Genomic DNA, 11898 nt, shown 5'->3' with positions numbered 1-11898 from the left:
GTGAAAGGACCCCTTATGGTCGTGACCATGGCTACTCCTGACTTCATCCGCACCCTGCGCGCCTCGGCCGGCCACCAGCTGCTCTGGCTCCCCGGGGTCACCGCCGTCGTCTTCGACGACCAGGGCCGAGTGCTGCTCAACCGCCGGACGGACACCCGCAAGTGGTCGGTGATCTGCGGCATCCCGGACCCGGGAGAGCAGCCCGCGGCCTGCGCCGTGCGGGAGGTCCACGAGGAGACGGCCGTGCGCTGCGTCGCCGAACGGGTCGTCCTCGTCCAGGCGCTGGACCCCGTCACCTACGAGAACGGCGACACCTGCCAGTACATGGACATCACCGTCCGCTGCCGCGCCGTCGGCGGCGAGGCACGTGTCAACGACGACGAGTCCCTGGACGTGGGGTGGTTCGACATCGATGCCCTGCCGGAACTGAACGAGCCCGGGCTGTTCCGGATCAAGCAGGCTGTGTCGGACGCCCCCACATGGTTCGACCCCACTGCTTCCGGCTGAACTATGGAGGCCGGCCACATGGGTTGGGGCGGGGGCGCCGCCTAGGGTCGAGGCATGACCGCGCCCCGTGTCCTTCCGGCTCCCCACGCCCGCCCGCTCGATCTCGGCGGCCGTACCGCGCTCGTCACCGGCGCCGCCGGCGGCATCGGCCGCGCCTGCGCGCTGCGGCTCGCCGCCGCCGGGGCCAAGGTCAGAGCCGTCGACCGGGACGCCGCGGGCCTGGAGGCGCTCGCCGAGCAGGGCCGCGACCTCGCGGGCACCGTGGAACCGCACGTCCTCGACCTCACCGACCTGGACGCCGCCGAACTCGCCGCCGCCGGCACCGACGTCCTCGTCAACAACGCCGGGATCCAGCTGGTACGGCCCATCGAGGACTTCCCGCCCGACGTCTTCCACACGGTGCTCACCGTGATGCTGGAGGCACCGTTCCGGCTCGTCCGCGGTGCCCTGCCCCACATGTACGGACAGGGCTGGGGCCGCATCGTGAACGTGTCGTCCGTCCACGGGCTGCGCGCCTCGGCCTACAAGTCGGCCTACGTCGCCGCCAAGCACGGCCTGGAGGGGCTGTCCAAGACCGCCGCCCTCGAAGGCGCACCGCACGGCGTCACCTCGAACTGTGTGAACCCCGGCTATGTCCGCACCCCACTGGTCGAGAAGCAGCTCGCCGGCCAGGCGCAGGCGCACGGCATCTCCGAGGAACGCGTCCTCTCCGAGGTGCTGTTGCGGGACAGCGCCGTGAAACGGCTCATCGAACCGGAGGAGGTCGCCGAGGCCGTGGCCTATCTGTGCGGCCCGCAGGCGTCCTTCGTGACCGGTACCTCGCTCGTCCTCGACGGCGGCTGGACCGCTCACTGAGGGGCCGCACCCGTCGGCCGGGGAGTTGTCCACAGGCCTGACGGAACGGCCGGGTGATGGTGAATCCTGTGAGCATGTCCAGCGATCACGTGCAGCAAGCCGAGCGCTCCGCCGGCACCGAGGCCTCCGCGGCGAGCGCCGAGACGACCTACCTCGAGCTCCTGGCCCGGGGCGCGTCCGCCGAGGCCTACGAGCAGCCGGTGCTGCTCGCGCGCGCCGAAGGACGGCCGGCGGAGTGGATCGCCGCGCTCCAGCAGGCCAAGCCGCTCGCCCTGCGCGTGCGCTCCGAGCTGGAGGGACGGCGCCGGCGCGAGGCCGAGCTGTCCGCGCTGTTCGAGACCGCCCATGACCTGGCCGGCCTGCGCGACCTGGACGCCGTGCTCCGGGCGATCGTGCAGCGCGCCCGATCGCTGCTGGGCACCGATGTCGCCTACCTCAGCCTGAACGACCCGGCGCGGGGCGACACCTACATGCGGGTCACCGAGGGCTCGGTCGCCGCCCGGTTCCAGCAGCTGCGGCTCGGCATGGGGGAGGGGCTCGGCGGCCTGGTCGCCCAGACGGCACGCCCCTATGTCACCGACGACTACTTCAAGGACGAGCGCTTCCGGCACACCCTCACCATCGACGCGGGCGTGCGGGACGAGGGGCTCGTGGCGATCCTCGGCGTGCCGCTGACCCTCGGGCACCACGTCATCGGCGTGCTGTTCGCCGCCGACCGCCGCGCCCGGGTCTTCGAGCGGGAGCAGATCGCCCTGCTCGGCTCCTTCGCGGCACTCGCCGCGGCAGCCATCGACACCGCCAACCTGCTCACCGAGACCCGGTCGGCCCTTTCCGAACTGGAGCGGGCCAACGAGATCATCCGGGACCGCAGCGGCGTCATCGAGCGCGCCTCCGACGTCCACGACCGGCTCGCCGAGCTCGTGCTGCGCGGCGGCGGGGTCCACGACGTGGCCGCCGCGGTCTCCGAGGTCCTCGACGGCACGGTCGAATTCACCGAGGCAGCCGCGGCGCCGGCCGAGCCCCTGGAGGCCTCCAGGGCGGAAGGGCACGCGGTGCGGCACGAGGACGACTGGATCGCCGCCGTCGCCGCCGGCGGGGAACTGCTCGGCGCACTCGTGCTGCGGGGCCACCCGGGGCTCGACCCCGTCGACCAGCGCACCCTGGAGCGGGCCGCCATGGTCACGTCCCTGCTGCTGCTCGCCCGCCGGTCCGCCGCCGAGGCCGAACAGCGCGTGCGCGGCGAACTCCTGGACGACCTGCTGGACGCCCGCGACCGCGACCCTCGCCTGCTCCGGGAGCGCGCGGCCCGCCTCCACGCCGACCTCGAATCCGCCCACGTGGTGCTGGCCGCGCGTATCGAGGGCGACGCGGCCGACGCCGACCAGGAAGCAGACGCCCGCAGGCGTCTGGCGGCCGCGGCCTCCCACCTCGCGGCGACCCGGCACGGACTGGCCTCCGCACGCGACGGCGGCACCGTCCTGCTGCTGCCCCTCCACCCCGGCGCCACCGCCACCGACGTGGCCCGCCGCGCCGCCCGGCAGCTGGGCACCGCGGTCCACGCACCGGTCACCGTCGGCGCCTCCGCGCCCGCCGCCGACCTCGCCGCCCAACCCCACGCCGTGGCCACGGCCTACGCGGAAGCCCGGCGTTGCCTCGACGCCCTGCGGCTCCTCGGCCGTACCGGGGACGGGGCCGCCGCCCAGGACTTCGGCTTCCTGGGACTGCTCCTGGCCGGCGACCGGGACATCCCGGGCTTCGTCGCCCAAACCATCGGCGAGGTCGCCGAGTACGACGCCCGGCGCGGCACCGAACTGCTGCGCACCCTCGACGCGTACTTCGCCTGCGGCATGAGTCCCGCCCGCACCAAGGACGAGCTGCACGTCCATGTGAACACGGTCGCCCAGCGCCTCGACCGGGTCGGCCGCCTCCTCGGCGACGACTGGCAGAGCCCGGCCCGCGCTCTGGAGATCCAACTCGCCCTGCTTCTGCACCGGTTGTCGGCACCGGCACCGGCACAGCACTGACCCCCGTACGCACGGGCGTGCGGACGGGGGCCGGACCCAGGCGTCTCAGACGGTCCGGGCGTCCTCCGCACCGGCCGCCGCCCGGCCCGCGTCGGTCTCGGCGAGCGGCGCGACGCCGGCCAGGTCCCGATGACGCGTCTCCTCGGCCACCGCCACCGCGAGGACCGTGAGCAGCGCGGCGGCGATGACGTACAGGGCGATCGGCGTTGAGCTTCCGTGGTCGGCCAGCAGCGCGGTGGCGATCAGCGGCGCGGGCGCGCCGGCCGCGACCGAGGCGAACTGGGCGCCGATCGACGCACCGGAGTAGCGCATCCGTGTCGCGAACATCTCCGAGAAGAACGCGGCCTGGGGCGCGTACATCGCGCCGTGCAGCACCAGTCCGACGGTGACGGCGACGATGAGGTTCCCGAAGCCGCCGGTGTCGACCAGGGAGAAGAACGGAAACATCCACAGTCCGACACCGGCGGCGCCCACCAGATACACGGGACGACGCCCGACCCGGTCGGAGAGCGCCCCCCAGGCCGGGATGACCGCGAAGTGCACGGCCGAGGCGATCAGCACCGCGTTGAGAGCCGTCTGCTTGGAGACACCGGCCGAGGTGGTGGCGTAGACGAGGATGAACGCGGTGATGACGTAATAGCTGATGTTCTCCGCCATGCGCGCCCCCATCGCCACCAGCACATCACGCCAGTGGTGCCGCAGCACGGCGACGAGCGGCAGCTTCTCCGCGTCCTGGGACCGTTCCGCCGTGCGGGCCTCGGCCTGAGCCAGCGCCTGCTTGAAGACGGGCGACTCATCGACAGACAGACGAATCCACAGACCGACGATCACCAGCACACCGGAGAGCAGGAACGGGATCCGCCAGCCCCAGTCGGCGAACGCGGCGTCCGACAGCACGGCCGTCAGCAGCGACAGCACCCCGGTCGCCAGCAACTGCCCCGCCGGCGCGCCGGTCTGCGGCCACGAGGCCCAGAACCCGCGCCGCCTCGCGTCCCCGTGCTCCGACACCAGCAGCACGGCACCACCCCACTCACCGCCGAGCGCGAACCCCTGGACCAGCCGGAGCACGGTGAGCAGGACCGGCGCGGCCGTTCCGATCGTGGCGTGCGTCGGCAGCAACCCGATCGCGAAGGTCGCCCCGCCCATCAACAGCAGACTCAGCACCAGCAGCTTCTTGCGTCCGAGCCGGTCGCCGTAGTGCCCGAACACCAGCGCGCCCAGCGGCCTCGCGGCGAATCCGACCGCGTAGGTCAGGAACGACAGCAGGGTCCCGACGAGAGGGTCGGAGTCCGGGAAGAACAGCTTGTTGAACACGAGCGCGGCGGCGGAGCCGTAGAGGAAGAAGTCGTACCACTCGATGGTGGTGCCGATGAGGCTGGCGGCGACGATGCGCTTGAGGCTGGCGGGGGGTGGGGGAGCGGTTGCGGGGGAGGGCATCGGCACCACTTCCTGGCGGTTGGCGGGGACGTTCCGTGTCGCCACACCGTAGGAATCCGCAGGTCATACGCACATGTGGCGGGGCAACATAGTTCGGGGGGTGGCTATGCGTGTGGCCACCATGCCCGCTCATGTAAACGGGGGGCTCGGGGATCGGGGCTGGAGGGGAGCGCGCATCAGCACGCTGATCCGGGACGCGTCCGCCCGCGTCCGGGTGGCCTCTGCCGCAGCGGCGGCTCGCCGGTCCCTGAATTTTCTTCCGCCCGCCGTACAACCCTCGGTGTCTTCTGTGAGTCTCCTTAGCGCCTCCCCCCGCCTCATTTCGCAGATGCCGTCCGGCATTCGGCACACTCGGAGCGTTCATAGTGATAACCGGCATCAACGGCGTACGTATCCGCAGAGCCGCGGCTGTCGTCGGCACCGGCGCGCTGCTCGCGGGCGGCGCCCTCACCGCGCCCGCGCAGGCGGCGACCGCGCCCTCGGTCAGTGCCAAGGGCGCGTTCATGCTCAACAGCGCGACGGGCTCCACGCTCTACAGCAAGTACGCCGACACCAAGCGGCCCATGGCGAGCACCACCAAGATCATGACGGCTCGCGTCGTGCTGAGCACCCCCGACCTGAACCTCGACCGGAAGATCACCGTCAGGCAGGCTTACCGGGACTACGTCACCGCCAAGGGCGCGAGCACCGCCGATCTCAAGACCGGCGACAAGGTCACCATCCGCCAGTTGCTCCACGCGATGCTGCTCCCGTCCGGTTGCGACGCCGCGATGGCCCTCGCGGACACCTTCGGCACCGGTACGACCACCTCGGCGCGGACCAAGTCGTTCATCAGCAAGATGAACGCCAAGGCGGACACCCTCGGCCTGACCAACACGCACTTCGACTCGTTCGACGGCAACTCGACGCAGAACACGAACTACACGACGCCGCGCGACCTCGCCAAGCTCGCGCGCAGCGCGATGAAGTACTCGACGTTCGCGGGCATCGTGAAGAAGCCGAAGACCGTCCAGTACGCGACGACCAGCACCGGCGGCACCCGCACGTACACCTGGTACAACACCAACCAGCTGCTGGGCTCGTACAGCGGCGCGATCGGGGTCAAGACGGGCACCAACACGCCGTCCGGCCCCTGCCTCGTCTTCGCCGCGACCCGCAACGACAAGACCGTCATCGGCGTGCTCCTGAACGACCAGTACCGCTACACGGACGCCGCCAAGTTGCTGGACTACGCCTTCGGCACCAGCTCGGCGAGCACCATGCGACTGCGCACCCTGCCGACGGGGGCACAGAGGGACTGACCTGAGCCGACGGGTGCGTCAGCTCCGGGCCGTTCCCGGGCCGTTCCCGCGAACGGCCCGGGAACGGCCCGCATCCCGGTCTCGGAGACGAGACCGATATGTCTACTTCTCCCAGATCCTGCGGTAGGCCTCGCGGTAGCCCTCCGAGTCCCAGGACAGGGCGCCGCCGCTGGTGGCGGCGGTGGTGACGTGGACGGGGGCGACGTATCCGCTGGTCGGCTTGCCGGCGAAGGAACGGTTGAACTCGTCGATGATCTGCCAGCCCTGTTCGGACAGCGGTTCTGGCACGGTGGCGGCCTGGAACTCCTTGCCGTTGATGCGCTGGAAGGCCGAGGGGTCGCCGTCACCGGCCCCGATGTTGAACGGGGCGCCGTCGCCCTGCCTGCCCGCGGCGCGCAGGGCGGGGCCCGCGTGGTCGAAGTACAGGTCGTTGATGGCGGCGGAATGGGTCCACCTGTCGCCGAAGCGGGAGGCCAGGGACGAGACCCTCTTGGCGGTGAGCGTGCCCGCCTGCGGGATGGGGACGTTCTCGTAGCTCAGCAGCTTGACGCCGGAGCAGGTGGCGAGTTCCTTCTTGATCAGCTCCGACTTGCGCTTGGCGAAGGGGATCGAGGCGTCGGTGAACAGGACGACGCCCGCGCGGCCGTTAGACCGGGCGATGATCCAGTCGGCGCTGATCTTCGCGACTTCCTCGACCTTGGTGGTGATGTTGCTGAACAGCTTTGGGTTCTCGCTGGGGCCGGGAGCCGCGACGGCGTGCCAGCCGACCAGCGGGATGCCGGCCGCGTTCGCCTGCTCCACCTGTTCGGCGGTGGAGGTGGGATCGAAGCCGCCGATGACGATGCCGTCGGGCTTGAGGGCCAGGGCCTCGTCGAAGGCGGCCTTGATTCCGGCGGGCGTGCCCTGGCCGTTGAGGGTGCGGACGCGCCAGTCGATGATGCCGGCGGCTTCCTGTACGCCCTTGGCGACGCCCGCCACGCCGGGATTGGTCAGGGTCTGGGCGATGTAGACGATGGTCTTCGACGGGACGGCTCGGGGCCCGCTGGTCGGCCCGGACCAGGGGGCGTTGACGTCCTCGGCCGTCCTGACGGCACGCTTGGCCTCGGCGAGGGCGGTGGGACAGCCGGGGCTGGACGCGCCGCTGGGCGAGGCGGCGACGGATCCCCCGGTGGTGGAAGTGCTCTCGCAGCCGGTCGTGAGAGTGATGGTGGCCGAGGCCAGGAGGGCGGTGGCCGTCACGGCCGCCTTGCGGGTGGGGTGCACGGGTTCTCCAACACGGTGCGAGAGAGGGCAGGGCTGGGTGGGGAGGCGGGGCGTGGGGTCGGCGAAGGTTCCCGCGCGTGGCCGCTGTCCTGAGGATCAGAACCGCGACGGGAGCGAAAGTCCGCGAGGCCGGGGAGCGGCGATGAGCGGTGGCGGCCCGGGTGGCGCGGGGTGGCAGCGCCTGTCCGAGCGCCTCATCGGGCGAAGCGTTGCACTCGGGAGATACCTCGTAAACATACCGTCATTGAATCTTTAAGGACCAAACTTTGTCATGTCATGGTAAAGGCGGTACTCTCACCCAGCTGGTTCCAGACACCTGGCGCGATCTCTTCGTTCCTCTCAGCGATGAAGGCCGTGAAAGTGTCACGTCGGTGCCGGCCGGTCGGCGGTCGGTGAGCACAGCATCTCCGTCACCGCTCAGCAAGCACGTCGAAGGAGGCCCGGGTGTCCGCCACCACAGGGAACCCGCCGCACGCTCCGGACCCGCCCGGGCACGCCCGCCGGACTCCGCGGTTTCGCCACAAGGCGGCGACCGTTCTCGACCGGTGGCCCTTCCGGCGCAAGCTCAACGTCCTGGTGGTCGCGCCCGTCGCGGTGGTCGGCGTACTGCTCGGCGTCGGCGCCTACGGCCAGGTGCAGCAGGCCCGGGACGCCGACCGGATCGCGGACCTGGTGCGCGACAGCGGACAGGTCGCGCGGCTCATCAACGACGTGCAGGCCGAGCACCGGCAGGCGCTCCTGCTCTCCGTGCAGTACGACTCGGCCCGCCCCGGAGCCCCGCTGCCGCCGACCACCGACTACCGACGGGCGCAGCGGAGCACCGACGCGCAAGCCGCCGCCGTGCGTTCGGCGTTCGCCTCCGGCCTGCCGCCTGAGGAGGTGAAGGCGCTCGACTACATCCGCGGTCTCGGTGTCCTGCGCGAGAAGCTCGAACGGGGCTATGTCCCCGCCGCCAACATCGACCCGGCGTACGCCTTTGCGGTCGAGTACCTGATCGACGGCATAGGCCTCGGGAGCTACTCCGGCACCTCGTCGTCCTCGGTCGTGGCGATCCTGGACACGGTGCTGCGCGCCGACGCGTCCCACGCGGCCTTCGAGAGCGCCGTGTTCTCCGCCCAGACCAGGGACGCCAACGCCCTCACCGAGTACAGCCGGGCGGTCGGCGCTCGCAAGCTCTACGACCACCAGCTGGACCGGTTCGAGCGCATCGCCACACCGGCGCAGGTCCTGCGCATGGACGGCATACGGCGCAGTGCCGAACAGTACGGTGTCGAAGCCCGGTTCGCGGAGCTCCAGATCGACCCCGGGGCCCTGCAGGGCCAGACGCCGAAGCAGCTGCGCAAGGCGATCACCGACGGAACCCGGCAGTCCGAAGCCCGGCTCGGCATCACCAGGTCGCTGATCGAGCAGACCGCCGCCCGGGCCGAGACCGTCTCCGCGGATGCCCTGCGGAACGCCGTCTACCTGCTCGGTCTGACCCTGCTCGGCTTCGCCGCCTGGCTGACCTTCTGCGTCCTGATCCGGCGCTCGGTCGTGCGCCCACTGGAGGTCCTCACCCGCTCCGCGCAGGAGGTCGTCGACGTGGCGGGTGAGGAACTCGCCCGGGTCTCCGACGACGAGTCCGCTGACAGCACCCCGCTGCGGCCGAGGTCGATCCCGGTCCCGGTCCGTGACGAGATCGGCGAACTGGCCGAGGCGTTCAACCAGGTTCAGGTCACCGCCGCCCAGCTGCTGGAGCGGCAGGTGCTCAGCCGGCGCAACGTCGCCGAGATGTTCGGCAACGTCGGCCGGCGGGTCAGCAACCTGACGACACGTCAGCTCCTGCTGATCGACGCCGTGGAACGCGAGGAGACCGACCCCGAACTGCTCGAACGGCTGTACAGCATCGACCACATCGCCGTACGCCTCCAGCGCAACGCCGACAGCCTGATGCTGCTCGCCGGCATCCGGGAGACCGGCGTCGAGGCCCGGCCGACCCCCCTGGCCAACGTCATCAGGGCGTCGCTCGGCCAGATCGAGGGCTACCAGCGGGTCTCCCTGCGGTCCGAGACGGAGGTCACCGTCGCGCCCGACATCGTCGGTGACCTGACGCTGATGCTCGCCGAACTGCTCGAGAACGCGGTCGCGTTCTCGCCCTCCCACACGCCCGTCGAGGTGGCCGTCCGCCCCGGGACCGACGTCACCGAGGACGGCGGGGCGCTGATCGAGGTCATCGACCACGGCCTCGGCATGAGCGCTGAGCGCCTCGCCGAGGAGAACGCCCGGCTCGTGCGCCGGGAACGGCTCGACCTGGTGCCGACCAGGGTGCTCGGCCTCTTCGCGGTCGGCAGTCTCGCCCGGCGGTGGGGTGTGAGCGTGTCGCTGAGCCGTACCCCGGGCGGCGGGGTCACCGCGACCGTCTGGATCCCCGCCTCGCTCCTGCTGACCATGGGCCCCGAAGGCACCGTGGGCACTGAGAGCCCCGAGGACGACGAGCACCCCGTGGACACGGGCCCGATCGGAGCGGTGGCGGCGTTGCCGGTCAGCACCGGGCAGGGGACCGCCGCGCCCGCGCCGTCGCGCGTACCGGTCTCCGGCACCGGTGTCACCGAGCGGTCGGCTGCCCCCTCGTCGCGCGAGGCACTTCCCCGGCGCCTCCCGGTGCGCACCGCCGCCGGACCGGCCATCGCGGAACGGACCGTCGAGGACGCCGACGTGGAGCGGTCGGCGACCTCGGGCGAAGGGCGTGCCGCGGAGGACTCACGGCCGCTGCGGCGGCGGGTACGGGGCGCGACGCTCGCCACGACCTCTTCGCGGGCGGATCGGGGGGCGCCGACGGTGCGGCAGCCCGCCGACGCCGAGGCCGTCCGCTCGGAGCTCGACGAGTTCGAGGCAGCCGTACGCAGGGCAGAGCAGGACAGTGCCGACGCTCGGACGAGACCAGCACCATCGCACCATCAGCAATCCCAGAAGGAGTCCGGCAGTGACCACGTCGACAGCTGACAGCAGTTCCGAGCGGCCGGAACCCACCGATCTGCGGGCCGCCGCAGCCGATTTCACCTGGCTGCTGGACCGGTTCGCCACGGAGACCGCCGGTGTGGTCGACGCCATCGCCGTGTCGTCCGACGGCCTGCTGATCGCCGTCTCCCAGCTGCGTGAGCACGCCGACTCCGAGCGGCTCGCCGCGATCGTGTCCGGCCTGACGAGTCTCGCCGGGGGCGCCTCCGGCAACTATGGGCTCGGCGGCCTCAACAAGGTCATCATCGATCTCGAGGGCGGCCATGTGCTGGTGTCGGCCATCGGCTGCGGCGCCGTCCTCGGAGTGGTGACCTCCAAGGAGGCGAAGCTGGGCAACATCGCCTACGAGATGACCCTCTTCGCCAACCGTGCCGGGGCCGCGCTCACTCCCCAGCTGGTGCTGGAGCTGAAGAACAGTGTCGGCGCGGCCCCGGCCGGCTGACGGCCCCGGCCGGGCACGCGTACAGGCACTTCGGAAAGGGATCGTGATGGCCGTCGGCGGACCACCACACGACGCGGCGGGGCACGCCGGGGGCTCGCCGGATCCGGCCGTCGGCCGCGCCCCCGCGATCCGGCCGTTCCTGCTGACCGCAGGCCGGGTGTCGGGGGGCGGCGCGGCGTTGCCGATCCCGGTCGAGACCCAGTTGGTGTCGACCTCGGCGGGGCTCGCCGTCCTGCACGCGCTCACCTTCGAACATCACGACATCATCGCGGCCTGCCGACGGCCGCAGTCGGTGGCGGAACTGGCCGCCGGGCTGCGGCTGCACCTCAACGTGGTCCGTGTGCTGGCCGAGGACCTGCGGGCCGCAGGGCATCTGGCGGTCCACCGGCCGAACGCGGGTACCGCCCAGGATCTCTCCGTACTGCGAAGGGTTATCGATGGTCTTCGTGCCGTCCCCGACTCACGGGGGACACTCCGTGACACCAGTTGAACAGCCGCCGACGCCGGTCAAACTGGTCATCGCCGGCGGCTTCGGCGTCGGCAAGACCACGACCGTGGGCTCGATCTCCGAGATCCGGCCGCTCACCACGGAGGCCGCGATCACCGAGGTCGCGGCAGGAGTGGACGATCTCACGCACGCTCCGGGCAAGACCACCACCACGGTCGCCATGGACTTCGGCTGCATCACCATCGACCCGACGCTCAAGCTGTACCTGTTCGGCACCCCGGGCCAGGACCGGTTCGGCTTCATGTGGGACGACCTGGTGGAGGGCGCTCTCGGCGGCCTGGTGATCGTCGACACCCGCCGACTGGACGACTGCTACGCGGCGGTGGACTACTTCGAGCACAAGGACGTCCCCTTCGCGGTCGCCGTCAACGCCTTCGACGGGAAGGTCGAGCACGACCTCGACGAGGTGCGGTGGGCCCTGGACATCGCCGAGCACGTTCCGCTGATCGTCTTCGACGCGCGGAGGACGGGCTCGGTCCGCGATGCGCTGCTGGTCGTCATGGAAGTCGCCCTGGCCCGGGCCGAAGCTGCCGTGGCACCGTGAGCGTGGAGACTTCGTCGACG

The 11898-nt window shown here is 71.3% G+C and carries 10 protein-coding genes; 8 read left to right on the top strand and 2 right to left on the bottom strand.

Annotated elements, in window-relative coordinates; all coding sequences use genetic code 11:
• The first annotated feature begins 27 nt into the window (after window positions 1–27).
• The 3 genes from IE212_RS28675 to IE212_RS28665 all read left to right on the top strand — a co-directional run bounded on the left by IE212_RS28675 (window position 28) and on the right by IE212_RS28665 (window position 3386).
• Window positions 28–507, top strand: a complete 480-nt coding sequence (locus IE212_RS28675; protein WP_190200871.1) for an NUDIX hydrolase — start codon at window positions 28–30, stop codon at window positions 505–507.
• A gap of 54 nt (window positions 508–561) precedes the next feature.
• Window positions 562–1362 (top strand): 3-hydroxybutyrate dehydrogenase, encoded by an 801-nt coding sequence (locus IE212_RS28670; protein ID WP_190200870.1) that lies wholly within the window; start codon window positions 562–564, stop codon window positions 1360–1362.
• Window positions 1363–1436: 74 nt separating this feature from the next.
• Entirely contained in the window at window positions 1437–3386 is a 1950-nt protein-coding gene (locus IE212_RS28665) for a helix-turn-helix domain-containing protein (protein WP_190200869.1), read from the top strand.
• 45 nt (window positions 3387–3431) lie between these two features.
• On the opposite strand, the gene IE212_RS28660 is transcribed toward IE212_RS28665, so the two are convergent.
• A complete protein-coding gene (locus IE212_RS28660; RefSeq protein ID WP_190200868.1) occupies window positions 3432–4823 on the bottom strand; it encodes an MFS transporter in 1392 nt (463 codons plus the stop codon).
• A 365-nt stretch (window positions 4824–5188) separates the two neighbouring features.
• Between IE212_RS28660 and IE212_RS28655 the strand changes: the two genes are divergently transcribed.
• Window positions 5189–6124, top strand: a complete 936-nt coding sequence (locus IE212_RS28655) for a D-alanyl-D-alanine carboxypeptidase family protein (RefSeq protein ID WP_190200867.1) — start codon at window positions 5189–5191, stop codon at window positions 6122–6124.
• 102 nt (window positions 6125–6226) lie between these two features.
• Here the strand turns inward: IE212_RS28655 and IE212_RS28650 are convergent, their stop codons facing one another.
• On the bottom strand, window positions 6227–7387 hold the full coding sequence (locus tag IE212_RS28650; RefSeq protein ID WP_190200866.1) for a substrate-binding domain-containing protein: 1161 nt from the start codon (window positions 7385–7387) through the stop codon (window positions 6227–6229).
• Window positions 7388–7831: 444 nt separating this feature from the next.
• On the opposite strand from IE212_RS28650, the gene IE212_RS28645 reads away from it, so the two are divergent.
• The 4 genes from IE212_RS28645 to IE212_RS28630 are packed head-to-tail and all read left to right on the top strand — an operon-like array spanning window position 7832 to window position 11878.
• A complete protein-coding gene (locus IE212_RS28645) occupies window positions 7832–10369 on the top strand; it encodes an ATP-binding protein (RefSeq protein WP_190200865.1) in 2538 nt (845 codons plus the stop codon).
• Entirely contained in the window at window positions 10350–10826 is a 477-nt protein-coding gene (locus tag IE212_RS28640) for a roadblock/LC7 domain-containing protein (protein WP_190200864.1), read from the top strand. Before IE212_RS28645 ends, IE212_RS28640 begins: the two co-directional genes overlap by 20 nt.
• Before the next feature lie 46 nt (window positions 10827–10872).
• On the top strand, window positions 10873–11316 hold the full coding sequence (locus IE212_RS28635; protein WP_190200863.1) for a DUF742 domain-containing protein: 444 nt from the start codon (window positions 10873–10875) through the stop codon (window positions 11314–11316).
• Entirely contained in the window at window positions 11264–11878 is a 615-nt protein-coding gene (locus tag IE212_RS28630) for a GTP-binding protein (protein WP_190200862.1), read from the top strand. The genes IE212_RS28635 and IE212_RS28630 overlap by 53 nt, the downstream gene beginning before the upstream one ends.
• Window positions 11879–11898 lie beyond the last annotated feature (20 nt).

The sequence above is a fragment of the Streptomyces djakartensis genome, from assembly GCF_014651075.1.
Taxonomy (GTDB): domain Bacteria; phylum Actinomycetota; class Actinomycetes; order Streptomycetales; family Streptomycetaceae; genus Streptomyces; species Streptomyces djakartensis.
Note: the sequence above shows the minus strand (reverse complement) of the source record. Positions and strands in the feature narration are given on the sequence as shown.